Source organism: Microbacterium enclense, assembly GCF_001456955.1.
Lineage (GTDB): Bacteria > Actinomycetota > Actinomycetes > Actinomycetales > Microbacteriaceae > Microbacterium > Microbacterium enclense.
Genome location: NZ_KQ758468.1, coordinates 116,692 through 132,320 on the forward strand (window position 1 = coordinate 116,692; position 15,629 = coordinate 132,320).

The following is a 15,629-nucleotide window of genomic DNA, read 5'->3' on the forward strand; positions in this document are numbered from 1 at the left end:
CAGCATCCGCCCGTGTGCCGAGTTCGTGGCATCCGGCCGGTGTGCGGAGTGAGCGGTATTCGGCCCGCGCCGAACTCAGAGCCATCCGGCCGGCGCCGGAGGCAGTGGCATCCGCCCGTGTGCCGAGTTCGTGGCATCCGGCCGGCGCCGGAGTGAGTGGCATCCGGCCCGCGCGCGGGGTCAGTGGGGCACGGCTCGCGGAGGACCGGTTGACGTCCGTAGCTGCGGACGCGGAGCGATCAGAAGCCGAGGCGTTTGCGATCGGCGGCGTCGCGGGCGAGGCGCGAGCGGGTGAGAAGCGGCACGAGCGTGAAGACCGTCGCGGCCGGAGCGAGCACCGCCACGAGCCACAGGATCGGCGCGTCGACACCGAAGCCCATCCAGGTGAGCGCCGTCCACACGACGGCCGCGGCCGCCGCGCCGGCGAGTGGCGCCAGCGCCGCTCCGCGCACCTCGCGGTGGGGCAGGGAGAAGTGCGCAGCGATACCGATGACGGCGCCGAGGATCAGGCCGAGCAGGATCTGCACGGTCGTGGGCTCAGGCGACGAAGCCGACGCGACGCGACTCTTCGGTGCCGAGCTCGACGAACGCGAGGTTGGCGGTCGGGACGAGGTAGGAGTTGCCCTTCACATCGGTGAAGGTGACGTGGCTGGCCGAGTTGTCGAGCGCCGTTGCGACGGCGGTCTTGACGGCGTCGGAGCTCTCGTTCGTCTCGAAGTTGAGTTCGCGGCCGGTGTTGGTGATGCCGATGCGGATCTCCACGATGCGTCCTTTCCCCGCGGGCCGCGGTCGGCCCGGCGCGTCCTTCGACTCTAGGGCAGGCGCGCGGCGCCCCGACCCGGCGAGGGCGGCGCTTCGCGGATGGCGAACGCTCCTCCCCAGCCGTTCGAGATCGCGGCTTTCGGAGGGGTGGGGAGGCGATGTCGGAGGTCCGGTTTAGCGTGGAGCCATGCAGAATCCGGATGCCATGACCGCCGAGGCGTCCCCCCTGCTCGGGGCCGCGCTCGACGGCGATCAGCAGGCGGTGGTCGCCTGGGCGGCAGAGGCGAGCGGCGTCGTCGTCGGTGCGCCGGGCTCCGGCAAGACCACGACCCTGCTGTCTCGGGTGAGGGAGCTCGTGGCATCCGGGGTCGACCCCGATCACGTCTTGGTGCTCACCCCTACGCGCCCGGCTGCGACGGCGTTGCGCGATCCGCTCGCCCTCGCCGTGGGGCGTGCGACCTCGGGTGCTCTCGCTCGCTCGGTCGCATCGTTCGCGTTCCAGCTCGTCCGCGGTGCAGAGGTGCGGCGCGGTGCCGAGCCCCCTCAGCTGCTCACCGGCGGCGACGAAGACCAGATCATCCGCGATCTGCTCGAGGGCGACGCCCTCGACGAGGTCGGCGGCGTCTCGCGCTGGCCCGAGTGGTTGAGTCCGGCCATCCGGGCGACGCGCGGCTTCCGCGGCGATCTTCGTGCGTTCCTCGCCGAGTGCACCGATCTCGGGGTGTCATCGGCGGATCTCGCCGACCTGGCGCAGCACCTCGACCTTCCTGTCTGGGCCTCGCTGGCGTCTTTCTCCGACGAGTACCGCGCGGTGCGTGCGGCCATGCGCGGCGCGCACCGCGACGCCGCCGATCTCGCCCGGGAGGCCGGAGCGGTGCTCGACGACGCACGAGCCGATCGAGACATGCTCGGCCGGTTCGCCGACCTGCGGTGCATCCTCGTCGACGACGCGCAGGAGTTGACCCCGGGCGGCATCGACCTTCTGGGGGCGTGTCGTGCGCTCGGCATCGGTGTGGTCGCCTTCGGAGACCCCGACGTGGGCTCGGGGGCGTTCCGCGGCGCGACGCCCGAGAACTTCGCTCGTCTGACGCGCGAGCTCGGCACGACGGTCGCGCTCGGAACGCCGCACCGGGGAACACCCGAGCAGGTCGACCTCGTGCGGCGAGTGGCCTCCCGTATCGGTGCCGCCGGCGTCGTGGCGCACCGTCGCGCCCCGGTCGGTGCGCCGGCGATGGGCTCGGTGCGCACCTACCTGCTCCGGTCACCCGCCGAAGAGGTCGACGCGATCTCGCGCCTGCTGCGCGAACGCCACGTGCTCGAGGGTGTGCCGTGGAGCTCGTGCGCAGTGATCGCGCACGACTCCCGACAGGTCGCCATGCTCGAGGCCGAGCTGGCGGCGCGCGAGGTCCCTGCTCGCGCCAGCGGACCCGGCCTGGCGCTGGGCGCGCAACGGCCCGTCCGAGACCTGGTGCGGCTGGTGGAGCTGGGCATGATCGACCCCGCCGAGTGGTCGCCCGACCTCGTCGTCGACGCACTGCTGGGGACCTTCGGAGGCCTCGACCCGATCGAGCTGCGCCGGCTGCGCACCGCCCTGCGACACGCGGAGGTGTCCGACGGCGGCATGCGCTCGGCGACGGAGCTCCTGGTGTCGGGTGTGCGGTTCCCCCTCGAACTCGCCGGGGTCGACAGTCGCGAGGCGCGGCGGGCGGTTCGGCTCGGCGAGACCCTCGCGGCCCTTCACGCGCAGGCGCGCTCGCGCGCCACCGCACATGAGATGTTGTGGACGGCGTGGGAACGCAGCTCCCTCGCCCGCACCTGGCGCGAAGCGTCGCGCGGGCACGGACCCCTCGCCGAGCAGGCGGATCGCGACCTGGATGCCGTCGTCGCGCTGTTCCAGGCGGCGAAGCGGTACACCGAGCGCGAGCCCGACGGCGAGGCGTCCACGTTCCTGCGCGCCGTCCTCGACAGCGACGTCGCCGAAGACCGCATCGAGCAGCCGGCCGTCGTCGACACGGTACGCGTCCTCACCCCGGCGGCCGCCGCCGGCACGGCATTCGACACCGTGATCATCGCGGGCGTGCAAGAGGGGGTCTGGCCGAACACGCGCCTGCGCGGCGGGTTGCTCGAGACCTGGCGCCTCGCCGACGTCGTGCAGAACCCCGACCTGCCGGCCGCGGGAATGCTCGACCGTCGGCGGGCGGCGATGCACGACGAGCTGCGGCTGTTCGTGCGTGCGCTGAGCCGCGCCGAGAACATGTTGATCGTCACCGCGGTCGACGACGACGACACCGGTCCGAGTGTGCTGTTCGAGATGCTCCCGACTCCGGAGCCCGCGGCACACATTCCCGAGCATCCGCTGTCGCTGCGAGGACTCGTCGCCCGGCACCGTCGCTCGCTGACCGCGCCGCGCGCGGCCGCCGCGGAACGCGCGCACGCGGCCGGCCAGCTCGCGCTGCTGGCCGCCGCCGGGGTCGCCGGTGCCGCGACCGAGCAGTGGTACGGCGTCGCACCCCCCACCTCGACGGCACCGCTGCGCGATCTCGAACGAGAAGACGTGCGGGTGTCGCCGTCGCGTCTTCACGCGCTCGAGGAGTGCGAGCTCGACTGGGTGATCGCCGACCTCGGGGGAGACCGCGGGGGAACGACGGCCGGCATCGGCACCATCATCCACGCCGCGCTCGAGACGGCGGCATCCGGCTCCGAAGACGATCTGTGGGCGGTCGTGGAGGAGCGCTGGGGCGAGCTCGTCTTCGACGCCGTGTGGCGCGACAAGGCGGAGCGCGCACGCGCGCGCGATCTCGTGCGACGGCTCGCTGCCTATCTGCGCCGGTTCGACGACGCGGGAGGCAGGCTCATCGGCGCGGAGCGGCACTTCGAGGTGCCGATCCCGCTGCCCGACGCCGGCTCGCACGGAGCCGTGCTCAGCGGAGACATCGACCGCGTCGAGGTCACGCCGTCGGGCGAGGTCGTGATCGTCGATCTCAAGACGGGGAAGAACGAACCCCAGACCGACCAGAAGGTCGCCGACAATCCGCAGCTCGCGGCCTATCAGCTCGCGTTCTCGTCGGGCGCCATCGAGCAGGTGGCGGGTTTGCCGTCGGGTGGCGCGAAGCTGCTCGTGCTGAGGCCGAGCGCGGCGAAGAAAGACTATGCCGAGCCCACGCAGAAGCCCTTCGACGACGCGCAACGGCAGGAGTTCATCGGCCGGGTGCAGCGCGCGGTGGGCGTCATGCGGGGCACCCGTTTCGCCGCACCCTACGAGGTGCACTGCCGCGACGAGTTCTCGTACGGTCTCTGCCGCATCCACACGGTGTCGGCGGTGAGCGCCTCGTGACCGGCGTGCTCTCGGCCGCGACCATCGCGGCCGCCCTCGGGCAGTTCCCGCCCACCGCCGAGCAGACGGCGGTCATCGAGGCGCCGCTCGCGCCCGCACTGGTGGTGGCGGGGGCCGGCAGCGGCAAGACCGAGACGATGGCCGGCCGTGTCGTGTGGCTCGTCGCGAACGCGCACGTGCGGCGCGACGAAGTGCTCGGCCTTACCTTCACGCGCAAGGCGGCCGGCGAGTTGGCCGAGCGCATCCAGAAGCGCCTGCAGCGGCTGTCGGAGTTCGAATCGCGAGGCCTGCTGCCCGTGCTGCCCGCGCTCCACGCCGCCGGAAGACTGGCGGTCTTCGCCGAGCTGGCATCGGTGGAGGGCACGCGCGGCGACGCCGCCCGACGAGAGGCGCTCGACGCTCTCGCCGCCGAAGCCGGCGTCACCGCGGAGCAGGCGTCCGAGGCTGATCAGCTGCTGCACCGCCCCACGGTGTCGACCTACAACAGCTTCGCCGATTCGATCGTGCGCGAGCACGGGCTGCGGATCGGTCGTGATGCCGAGTCCGCGGTGCTGTCGGAGTCCGCGGCGTGGCTGCTCATGCGGCGCGTGGTCTTCTCTTCCGACGACCCCCGTCTGGAAGAGCGGCAGGAGTCGCCGCGCACGCTCATCGATGCGGCGCTTCGCATCGCCCGCGATGGTGTCGACAACCTCGTCGACCTCGACCGGCTGGCCGCGTTCCCCGAGGAGTTCGGCCGCATCGTCGAACGCCCGTCGACGTCGGCGCGGGTCGACGTCTACAAAGAGGTCGGCGACGCGGCGGCGAAGGTATCGGCGCTGTCACTGCTCGCGAGCCTCGCGGCGGCCTACGACCGTGAGAAAGCACGGCTGGGCGTCATGGACTTCGCCGACCAGGTCGCCGGCGCGCTTCGCATCGCCCAGGAGCACCCGGCCGTCGTCGACGAACTGCGGGCGCGGTACCGCGTCGTGCTGCTCGACGAGTACCAAGACACCTCCGTCGTTCAGACCGACCTGCTGGCGACCCTCTTCGGCGGCACGGGGGTCATGGCCGTGGGCGACCCGCACCAGGCGATCTATGCCTGGCGCGGCGCGAGCGCGGGAAATCTCGGCGGGTTTCCCGCGGCATTCGCGCCCGACGGTGGATGCCAACACTTCTCGTTGCTGACCAGCTGGCGCAACAGTTCGCGCGTCCTGGATGCCGCGAACGCGGTGCTGGCGCCGCTCGCCGCCCGCGCGGCCGTCAGCGTCGAGGCGCTTCGCCCGCGACCGGGTGCGCCGGTCGGCGTCGTCGAGACGGTCTTCGAGAACGACCTCGACGCCGAGGCCGATCGCGTCGCGTCGTGGTTCGTGGGCGTGCGCGCCGCGCGGGCCGCCGAGGGTCGCGCGACGACCGGGGCGCTGCTGTTCCGCAGCAAGAAGCACATGGTGCGCTTCGGCGACGCGCTGGGACGACGCGGCATCCCTCACCGCATCCTCGGTCTCGGCGGACTGCTGACGACCCCTGAGGTGGTCGACGTGGTGTCGGCGCTGCGGGTCATCAGCGATCCCGAGGCCGGGTCCGCCCTCATCCGGCTGTTGTCGGGGCCGCGGTGGGCGATCGGACTCGCCGACCTTCGCGCGCTCGCGCAACTGGCTCGACGCCTCGCCACGCACGACGTCGCCCTGCAGCCCCTCGGTGCCGAGGTGGTGGATCGCTTGCGGTCGACACCGGGCGCCGATCGAGCATCGCTGGTCGACGCCCTCGATTTCGTCGCGCGTCAGACCGACGGTCACGGGTGGCTGACCGACTTCACGCCCGAGGGGCGGGCCCGACTGCGCGAAGCGGGGGCCGTGTTCGCGGGGCTGCGTCGCAGCGTCGGGGCGCCCATCCCCGAAGTGATCAGGCTCATCGAGGCGGAGCTGCGGCTCGACATCGAGCTCGCCGCGAACGAGTCCCGCGGGCCCGCCCGCATCGCCTCGGCACAGCTTCGCGCGTTCGTCGACGAAATCCGCGGCTTCCTCGCCGCCGACGAATCGGGATCGGTCAGCAGCCTGCTCGCGTGGCTCGACCACGCCGAACAGGCCGACGAGTTCGCGCCGCGCACGGAACCTCCCGAAGCCGACGTCGTGCAGCTGCTCACCATCCACGGATCGAAGGGCCTCGAATGGGATGCCGTGGCGGTGGTGCGACTGGTGACCGACGAGCTGCCGTCCCTGCCGCGCGACACGAAGGGCTGGCTGGGTTTCGGCATCCTGCCGTCGGAGTTCCGCGGGGACTCGGCCTGGCTGCCCGTTCTGGGGTGGCGGGGCGCCGAGACGCAGCAGGATCTGAAAGCGGCGATCGAGGCGTTCGTCGCCGACAACCGCGCGCGTCAACTCGACGAGGACCGTCGTCTGGCGTACGTGGCGTTCACCCGCGCCCGCGATCACCTGTTGCTGTCGGGTTCGAGCTGGTCGGGGACCAAGCGCCCGCGGCGGCCGAGCGTGTTCCTCGAAGAGGCCGCCGACGCCCTGCAGATCGACCTCGCGCTCGGCGAGCCCGGTGACGATCCCTACGACGGCGAGCGTCGGCTGCTGCACTGGCCGCTCGATCCGCTCGGTTCGCGCCGGCCGGCGATCATGGCGGCTGTCGCCGCAGCCGAGACGGCGCGCACCGACGACGAGGTACGCGCCGATCCCGACCTCGAGCTGCTGCTCGCCGAGCGCGCCGACCGATTGCGACCGTCGCACGCCCCGGCGCCGACGCGGATCCCGGCGTCGCGATTCAAGGATTTCGTCGCCGATTACGCTCGCGCGGTCGACGACCTGCGTCGGCCCATGCCCGAGCGGCCCTACCGGCAGACCAGGCTCGGCACGCTGTTCCACGCCTGGGTCGAACAGCGGTCGGGGCAGGTGGGTGCCGGTGTCGGCCTCGACGACGACGGCCTGTGGGATGACGACGAGTTCGGCGCCTCGGCCGCAGACGCGGCAGAGTTGCAACGCCTGCGGGAGTGCTTCGAGCGGTCCGAGTGGGCGAGTCTGCGGCCGCTCGAGGTCGAGACCGAGATCGACTTCGTGACAACACGGCTCGACGGGCGCGAGCACGTCGTCATCTGCAAGCTCGACGCCGTGTACCGCCGTGGCGATCGCTACGAGATCGTCGACTGGAAGACGGGTCGCCCGCCCGTGACCGAGGCCGACCGTCGGGCGCGCATGCTGCAGCTCGAGCTGTACCGCGAGGCGTATCACGCAAAGCACGGCGTCGACCTCGACCTGATCGACGTGGCGTTGTTCTACGTCGGAGACGAGCTCGTGCTGCGGGGCTGAGCCGCGCGCGGGTTGCCCGCGCCCTGCGTGTCGCCCGCGCACGGCGTGGCGTTTGGTGAGCGGCTCAGATGGTGTTGCCGGCGTACGGCGCGATGCGGCGCTGGCTGAGCGGTTCAGCCGGCGTCGCCTGTACGCGGCGCGCACCCAACGGGCGGCTCAGACGGTGCCGCCCGCGCGAGGCACGGCGCTCCGCCCGTTCAGCGGCTCAGGCGGTGTCGCCCGATACGCCCCACCGGCGGAGCGCGGCGCGACTCGCGCGGGCGGCGTCCTCTTCGTCGTCGATGACCGTCTCGTGCGAGCGATCGTCGTGTGAGCGATCGTCGTGCGAGCGATCGTCTCCCGAGCGGTGCTGGTCGACGCGCGACGAGTCGATCTCGTCGCCTGATCGCGCCTGCCGGCGGCTCCACGGGTTCTGCTCCGCGCTTGTGGGGGAAGCCCCGGGGGCACTCTCCGCCGAATCCGGCATCGACGACGGCGGAGCCGTCCACCCGTCCAGGTCCACCGGGGCGGTGGCGTCGTGGTCGACGTCGTCGGGTCGGGGGAGCTGGTCCACGTGGATGGCGCCGGTGTCGGCATCCGGATTCGTGCGCTCATCGAGCGCCGCAGCGAGCGCCTCTGCAGCCGCCGCGCGGTCGCGTTCGGCCGCGACGTACAGCGACAGCGCCTCGGGGTCGTACGCGTCGGTCTGCATCGACGTGTCGACACCACCGGGCGCGGTGACCGGCGGCACGCTCTCGACGAGGGCCATCGCGTCGTCGATGTCGCTGCGGGTGTCGGGCACGATGTGGTCGCCGCGCACACCGTCGGCGAGGGCGTCGAGCAGGGCCACCGCGTCGGCGACGACCTCGGCCTCGCCGGCGTCGTGACCGTGGACCAGCCACCGGGCGAACTCGAGCTCGGCGTACAGGCGTGCACGCTCGCGCAGGAGGGGATCGGGGGAGCGGTCGCCCGCCGCGGCGTACCCCTCGTGAACGTCGTCGGCCGCGGCCGGCGCGGAGGCCAGCCAGCGCAGATCGACGGCGGGGTCACCGACGCTCAGCCCCGACCAGTCGAGGATGCCGACGACATGCGGCACGCCGTCTTCATCGTCGACGAGCACGATCGACGAGCTGCTCGCGCCACCGAGGACCACCGCGGACTCGAAGCGCCAGAGGTCGTCGACATCGACGGCGCGCCGCCAGCGCAGCATGAGATCGTCGCTGACACGACCGGTCGCGTCGGCACGGTCGAGAAGGCGTCGAACGTCGTCGCGCACCTGCTCCGCCGTGCGCACGGGCAGCCCGTCGGTGCGCACGATGGATGCCGGGAGGCCGTGCACCGCCGCGAGCGCGCCGCCGATGGCGGAGGCGTACCCCGGTCCCTTCGGCAGGTGCGCCGGGTCGATGCGGTACCCGTCGAGGTGGTCGACCACCAGTACGCGCTGCGTGCCGGAGCCGCTCTCACCCAGAACCTCGGGGACGGCGAACGGCAGCAGCGCGCGCACGCCGGCGGTCAGGGCATGCAGCGCTCGAGACTCGGCGGCGAGGTCGTGAGCCCCCTCCTCGCCGGCGGGCATGCGCACGACGACCTCGCGGCCGTCGTCGGTGCGCGCGAGGGCCGAGTCGAACCGTCCGCCCGCGTTCTCGGTCAGCGCGCGAGCGCTGGTGAACACGGTGCCGGGCAGGGCCGTCGTCGCCGACGCGGCTAAAATGAGGGGCGAGCGTGCCATGCCCCCCAGGGTAGGCGGGCCCCTCGCCCCGCCCTCCACGCCACGCCCTTGAGCGGGGAGGTCGAGCGCAACCGCCCGCCCCGCCGACCCGTCAGAGAGGTGCTCGATGCCGCGTCCCGCGTCTTCGCCGTCCGCAGCGGACCCGGTCCTGCATTTCGACCGGTCGGGCGCAGAACGTGAGGACGACCGGCTGCTGGATCGCGTCCTGGCCGACCCGCGCACCCGGGTCGTCGCGGTGCGCCGCGACGCCACACCTCTCGCCGACGGGCACCTGCTGCTTCTCGGGGTCGATGAGCTCCGCGAGGCGGGGACCGTGGCGCCCGCTGGCGCCGACGAGCTCGGCGACGCTGGGGCCGCGGCGACCGTCGGCGCCGATGAACTCCGCGAGGCCGGGACCACGGCGACCGTCGGCGTCGGCCCCCATTCCGACGTGCGGGAATGGGCGTTCCTCGGACGCGACGGCGAGGGGGCGGCGATCGTGCTCGCCGTTCTCGCCGACGACGCTCCCGATGCCATCGTCGCGGATGCCACCTGGGCACCTCTGCGCGCCGCGGGCGGCGACCTCGTCGACGTGGAGGCGGAACTGCTCACCACCGCCGTCGCTCTGGCCGGGTGGCTGCGCGACGCGCCCTTCTGCCCGGCGTGCGGTGCGCGCACGCAGCTGCGCCACGCCGGATGGTCACGGCACTGTCCTGCGTGCGGACGCGAGCACTTCCCGCGCACCGATCCGGCGGTCATCGTGCTGGTCACCTCGGCGGAGTCCGACGACAGGATCCTGCTCGGCGCGAACGCGGCGTGGGCGGGCCAGCGGTACTCCTGCTTCGCCGGGTTCGCCGAAGCGGGGGAGTCGCTCGAAGACGCGGTCGTCCGCGAAGTCGAGGAGGAGGCGGGTGTGCGCCTGCGCGACATCGCGTACCGGGACTCGCAGGCGTGGCCGTATCCGCGTTCGCTCATGCTCGGTTTCCGGGCCAGGGTCGTGGCGGACGACGACGCCCGCCCGGACGGAGAGGAGATCGTCGAGGTGCGCTGGTTCACCCGTGACGAGATCGGTGCGGCCCTGCGGGGCGAGGCCGAGGTGCAGTTGCCGGGGGCGGCATCCATCGCCCGACGCCTCATCGACGAGTGGTATCGGGGTATCGCATGACGGGCCCGCTCGAGGGTCTCGACGACCATCAGCTCGAGGCGGCGCGCGCGTTGCGCGGTCCCGTGTGCGTGCTGGCGGGAGCAGGGACGGGCAAGACGCGCGTCATCACGCGCCGGATCGCCCACGGCGTCGACACGGGGGCCTACTCGCCGCAGCGCGTCATGGCGGTGACCTTCACCGCGAAGGCGGCGGGCGAGATGCGAGGCCGTCTGCGCGCCCTCGGGGTGTCGGGGGTGTCGGCACGGACCTTCCACGCGGCCGCGCTGGCGCAGGTCAACTACTTCTGGCCCACGCTCGCCGGCGATCAGGCCCCGTCGATCATCGACAATAAGGTGCGCATGCTCGCGCACGCGGCCGACGGCGTGGGACTCGCGCCCGACACCGCGACGTTGCGCGATGTCGCCGCCGCAATCGAGTGGCGCAAGGTGACGCTGCGCTCCATCGACCAGTACGCGGCGGACCGTCCCGAGGGGGTGGGGCGGCTGGGCGTGGATCAGGTGGTCGCACTGCAGCGCGCGTACGAAAAGCTCAAAGACGAGCGACGCCAGATGGACTTCGAAGACGTGCTGCTCACGTGCGCGGGCATGATCGAGGCCGAGCCGCGCGTCGCGGCGGCCGTGCGCGAGCAGTACCGACACTTCACCGTCGACGAATACCAAGACGTCTCGCCGCTACAGAACCGCGTGCTCGAGCTGTGGTTGGGCGACCGTCGCGACCTCTGCGTCGTGGGCGATGCGAGTCAGACGGTGTACTCGTTCACCGGGGCCGACGCTCGCTACCTGCTCGAGTTCGAGCGTACCCATGAAGACGCTCGCGTGGTGCGACTCGAACGCAACTACCGCTCCACGGCGCCCGTGCTCGCGGTAGCGAACGACCTCATGCGCGGCCGCGCCGGCGCTCTCGAGCTCGTCGCGGCCAGTAGCCTCGACACGCCCGTTCCCACCGTTCGGGCCTTCGACGACGACGAGGAGGAGGCGGCGGCCGTCGCTGGCTCCGTCGCCGACTCGCTGGCCCGGGGGATCGACCCGCACGACATCGCGGTGCTGTACCGCTCGCACGCGCAGTCTGCCGCGCTGCTCACGGCGCTGTCGGCCGTGGGCGTGGCCGCGTCGGTGCTCGGCGGGCGCAAGTTCTTCGACCTGCCCGAGGTGCGGCAGGCTCTCATGGCGCTCCGGGCCGCATCGGTGGCACCGATGGAGACCGGCTTCCTCGCCACGGTGCGCGATGTGCTGCGCGGGGTCGGCCTGACCGACGATCCGCCCGAGGCGGGCGGCGCCCTCCGCGAGGCGTGGGAGGCCCGGGCGGCTCTGCTGCGTCTCGCGGAGGAGGCACCGGCGGGCACCGACCTGCGCGCGTTCACGGACGACCTGCAGGCACGCGCCCGCGATCAGCACGAACCGACGACGCGCACGGTGACCCTGGCCACGCTGCACGCGGCGAAAGGTCTGGAGTGGGATCACGTGTACCTCGTGGGGGTGAGCGAGGGGCTGCTGCCCATCTCGTATGCCAAGACGTTTGAGGCGGTCGACGAGGAGCGTCGACTCGCGTACGTCGGTGTCACGCGGGCGGCGCGGACGCTCTCGGTGAGCTGGTCGCGGGGCCGCGGCCGAGCGGAACGCTCGCCATCGCGCTTCCTCCGAGAGATCGGCAGTGGCAGTCTTCGCTCGGCCGATGCGTCTCCCAGACCCGCCGGAACGAATCGGCGCGCAGGCGCAACGACCTCGTCGTCGCCGCGATCGGCGCGCTGAGGAGGAATCGGGCCGCGCGCCCGGCCTCGGCGGCGAGCGCGACGTCAACCGGGGGTCGGGGGCGTCCCAGCAGTTGTGCGGCGATCGTGGGCCAATGCGGATCGTCGAGACGGCGCGCCGCGTCGAGACACGCCAGGCAGGCCGTCCGGCCGGGCACGACGACAGGCCCGATCGTGGCGCTCCCACCGTCGAGGGTGAGAGGCACGTGTGTGACGTCGTCGCGGACGAGACCCGCCGCGCGCCGCGGGTCGACGCGGTGCGCGGCGAGCATCATCACACGCGTCCCGGTCGGGACACTCGCGCCTGCGGTACCCGCCCAGGGATAGACGCTCGCCCGTGCGGGCAGCGCGGCGAGCACGGCGCGGATGGCGCGCTCAGGGAGATCGTCGGCGACCTGCACGGCGATGGGCGGCTGCTGCTTCCTTCTCGCGAGGGCGGGAGCGATGGCGTCGAGCAGGGCGTCGCTCTCGCCCGCGGCCGCGCCGTGCACGCGGGCGAGAGCGCGCACTTCGGGGCGCGTCGTGCCGGTCACCAACGCGGCGACGACGACGTCGACCCACGGGGCCACGACGGGGGCGGATGCCACAGCGGGGGCGCCGAACTGCACGCGGCCGTCGTCGTGCCACAGCGGGGGAGCGGAGGGATCGAGTTTGATCATCGCCCGATCATGTCGGGCGCGCCGACACCGGATGCCACTGTCCCCAGCGCTGACACGGAATGCGCGGGTGGGGAGGAGCGGTCCATCACCCCGCACAGCCCCCGCGGCGCCGCTGCCCGCGCCTACGCCGTGACCCCGGGAGCCGTCCGAGGGCGCCATCCGAGCCCTCACCGCGACGCCGACGAGGAGCCGTCCGTCATCCGAACGCCCTCACGACAGAGCCGCCCGAGAACAGGAACGCGCCCGGGGTGATCACCACCCCGGGCGCGCATGCCGTGTATCAGACCGGTCGCTGATCGCCCGGCGCGGCGTCGTCGTCCGGCGTCTCGTCATCCGACGGACGGCCGGCGCCCGGTTCGACGGCATCCGCACCGCGCCCGCCCTGCGCTTCTTCGGCGAGCAGCTGCGCGAGCGCGTCGTCCATGGCATCCGCGGGGGCCGCCTCGCCACGGGACGCGGCGGTGAGGCGGGCGATCAGGGCGGCCGGGTCGTCGATGTCGTCGGCGGTGGGCATCAGGTCGGGGTAGTCCCACAACGCATCGCGCCCCTCGACGCCGACCGCGTCGGTCACCTGGCGCCAGAGGGCCGCTGCTTCGCGCATGCGGCGCGGACGCAGCTCCAACCCGACGAGCGAGCCGAGGGCCTGCTCGGCGGGCCCGCCGACGGCGCGACGGCGTCGCACGGCCTCGGCGATGCGGACGGCGGCCGGAAGACGCGAGGTCGCGTCTTCGGTGACGACGTCGACCCAGCCCTCGATCGTGGCGAGGAGGTTCTCGAGGCGGGTGAGGGCCGCCGTCTGCTCCTCGGAGCGCTCCGGCAGCAGCGCGCCGCTCTCGAGCGCGCCGCGCAGTTCTTCGGGCTGCGACGGGTCGAACCGCGACGCCAGGTCTTCGAGGGCGTCGGTGTCGACCCGGATGCCGTGGGCGAAGTCGCGCACCTGCGAGATGACGTGCAGGCGCAGCCAGCGCGCGTGACGGAACAAGCGCGCGTGCGCGAGCTCGCGCGTTGCGAGGTAGAGCGCCAGCTGGTCGTCGGGGATCTCGAGGTCGCGACCGAAGTCGGCGAAGTTCTGCGGCAGGATCGCCGCCTCGCCGTCGGGCATGACCGGGATGCCGACGTCTCCGCCGCCGACGACCTCGGTCGACAGTCGACCGACGACGTGCCCCAGCTGCGTGGCGAACAGCGACCCGCCCACCGTGCGCATGAGGCGACCGGCGCCGGCGATCATCTCCTGCATGTCGTCGGGGGCCTGCTGGCCGAGAGCCGCGGTGAGCGCGTCGGCGATGCTCGTGGCGACGGGCTCGGCGAGCTCCTGCCACACCGGCAGCGTCGCGCTCACCCAGGCGCCGCGCGTGACGGCGCGAGCCGGCCGCGGCAGGTCGGGGATGGTGGTGGCCTCGCCGAGCCACAGCCCCGCGAGGGTGAAGGCCTGGTCGAGATCGGTGCGCTGACCGGTGGTCACGCCCAATCCGTCCTGGTTGGCGATGTGCAGGGCCTGCCGTTCGGCCAGGCTCCAGTCGACGCCCTCCTGCGTGCCGGCGAAGGCGCCCTGCAGCTGGTTCATGACCTGCTGCAGCATCGCCGGATCGATCTGCATACCCGACAGGCGCGAGAGCTGCTCGGGGTCGATGCCGCTGGTGTCGCCCGACATCAGGCGGCGCATGAGTTCTTGGAACTCCTCCTCGGGGCTCCGGTCGTCGGGCCCGCGGTTCTCGTCTGCCATTACGGCCGCCTTTCAGCCAGGTCTGGGGGAACGAGTCCTACGCTAGTCGCACGCTTCCCCGCATCCACCGGCCCGGCCCCGTGCCGCTTACGCCGCGCGCGAACGACCCGGCAAAGGACTCCCCACCGTGACCCTGTTCGATGAGAACGTCTCCGTCGAGCCCGCTCCTCGCCAGCCGTGGCGCCGCAGCACGGTCGTCGGGGTGTGGTCGATCGCCCTCGCCGCCCTGATCCTGTTCGCCTTGACGTTCCTGCCGTCGGCGTACGTCATCCAGCAGCCGGGTCCGGTGTTCGACACCCTCGGCACCTCGACCAACGCCGACGGTGAAGAGGTCCCCCTCATCTCCGTCCCCGACGAGAAGGACTCCACCTCGACCGGCCAGCTCGATCTGCTGACGGTGCAGGTCAGCGGCAACCGCGAACGCACGCCCACCTGGCTCGAGCTCGCACTGGCGTGGTTCGACCGCTCGCGCGCCGTGGTGCCCATTGACCGCATCTTCCCGGCCGGGCAGAGCACCGAGCAGCGCAACAGTGAGAACGCCGCTCTCATGACCGACTCGCAGAACGAGGCCAGCGCCGCCGCGCTGCGCGAGCTCGGATACGACGTCCCGCAGCAGATCTCGGTCGCGACGGTCGACGACGCCGGTGCCTCCGCCGGTCTGCTGCAGCGGGGCGACATCATCACATCGGTCGACGGCGCGAACGTCACCAGCGTCGAATCCATCCGTTCCAAGGTCCAGGATGCCGCGGGGGCCCCGGTCACCGTCGGCTTCGAGCGCAGCGGCATCCCGGATTCCGTGCAGGTCACCCCGCGCGAGACCTCCTCCGACGGTCAGACGCAGTACCTGCTCGGCGTGGGCCTGGGCATCTCGTTCGACCTGCCCGTCGACGTGACAATCCAGCTGAACGACGTGGGCGGTCCGAGCGCCGGGATGATGTTCGCGCTGGGGATCATCGACAAGATGTCCCCGGGCGACCTCACCGGCGGCAACCACTTCGCCGGCACGGGCACGATCGACGCCGACGGCAACGTGGGTCCGATCGGCGGCATCCGTCAGAAGCTGTACGGTGCACGGGATGCCGGTGCGACCTACTTCCTGGCTCCCGAGGCGAACTGCAACGAGGTCGTGGGCCACGTGCCCGACGGTATCCGCGTCTTCTCGACGTCGACGCTCGAGCAGTCGCTGACAGTGCTCGAAACGGTGCGTGACGGGGGCGATCTCGACGCCCTGCCCACGTGTGGCTCGGGATCGTAGCATTCACGGCGAA

9 protein-coding genes are annotated in these 15,629 nt (G+C 72.4%); 5 read left to right on the plus strand and 4 right to left on the minus strand.

Annotation, left to right across the window (positions count from 1 at the left end; genetic code table 11):
• Nucleotides 1-239: 239 nt before the first annotated feature.
• Both AS029_RS03955 and AS029_RS03960 read right to left on the minus strand, forming a co-directional pair.
• A complete protein-coding gene (locus AS029_RS03955; RefSeq protein WP_058231306.1) occupies nt 240-527 on the minus strand; it encodes a hypothetical protein in 288 nt (95 codons plus the stop codon).
• Nucleotides 528-537: 10 nt separating this feature from the next.
• The gene (locus AS029_RS03960) at nt 538-762 is read right to left on the minus strand and encodes a DUF3107 domain-containing protein (protein WP_058231307.1); all 225 of its coding nucleotides are present in this window, start codon (nt 760-762) and stop codon (nt 538-540) included.
• Nucleotides 763-949: 187 nt separating this feature from the next.
• Here AS029_RS03960 and AS029_RS03965 point away from each other — a divergent pair, with 187 nt between their 5' ends.
• Both AS029_RS03965 and AS029_RS03970 read left to right on the plus strand, forming a co-directional pair.
• Nucleotides 950-4,096 (plus strand): ATP-dependent helicase, encoded by a 3,147-nt coding sequence (locus AS029_RS03965; RefSeq protein ID WP_228375873.1) that lies wholly within the window; start codon nt 950-952, stop codon nt 4,094-4,096.
• Nucleotides 4,093-7,380, plus strand: a complete 3,288-nt coding sequence (locus AS029_RS03970) for an ATP-dependent helicase (protein WP_058231308.1) — start codon at nt 4,093-4,095, stop codon at nt 7,378-7,380. The genes AS029_RS03965 and AS029_RS03970 overlap by 4 nt, the downstream gene beginning before the upstream one ends.
• 205 nt (nt 7,381-7,585) lie before the next feature.
• On the opposite strand, the gene AS029_RS03975 is transcribed toward AS029_RS03970, so the two are convergent.
• Nucleotides 7,586-9,088, minus strand: coding sequence for a phosphotransferase (locus tag AS029_RS03975; protein WP_058231309.1), 1,503 nt, complete (start codon nt 9,086-9,088; stop codon nt 7,586-7,588).
• 106 nt (nt 9,089-9,194) lie between these two features.
• On the opposite strand from AS029_RS03975, the gene nudC reads away from it, so the two are divergent.
• Both nudC and AS029_RS03985 read left to right on the plus strand, forming a co-directional pair.
• On the plus strand, nt 9,195-10,232 hold the full coding sequence (nudC, locus tag AS029_RS03980; protein WP_058231310.1) for an NAD(+) diphosphatase: 1,038 nt from the start codon (nt 9,195-9,197) through the stop codon (nt 10,230-10,232).
• Nucleotides 10,229-11,980 carry an ATP-dependent helicase gene (locus AS029_RS03985; RefSeq protein ID WP_058231311.1) on the plus strand — a complete coding sequence of 584 codons (1,752 nt, stop codon included), beginning with the start codon at nt 10,229-10,231 and terminating at the stop codon, nt 11,978-11,980. The genes nudC and AS029_RS03985 overlap by 4 nt, the downstream gene beginning before the upstream one ends.
• Before the next feature lie 938 nt (nt 11,981-12,918).
• Here AS029_RS03985 and AS029_RS03995 read toward each other — a convergent pair.
• Nucleotides 12,919-14,361 (minus strand): zinc-dependent metalloprotease, encoded by a 1,443-nt coding sequence (locus tag AS029_RS03995; RefSeq protein ID WP_058231313.1) that lies wholly within the window; start codon nt 14,359-14,361, stop codon nt 12,919-12,921.
• A 127-nt stretch (nt 14,362-14,488) separates the two neighbouring features.
• On the opposite strand from AS029_RS03995, the gene AS029_RS04000 reads away from it, so the two are divergent.
• The gene (locus AS029_RS04000) at nt 14,489-15,616 is read left to right on the plus strand and encodes a YlbL family protein (protein WP_058231314.1); all 1,128 of its coding nucleotides are present in this window, start codon (nt 14,489-14,491) and stop codon (nt 15,614-15,616) included.
• Nucleotides 15,617-15,629 lie beyond the last annotated feature (13 nt).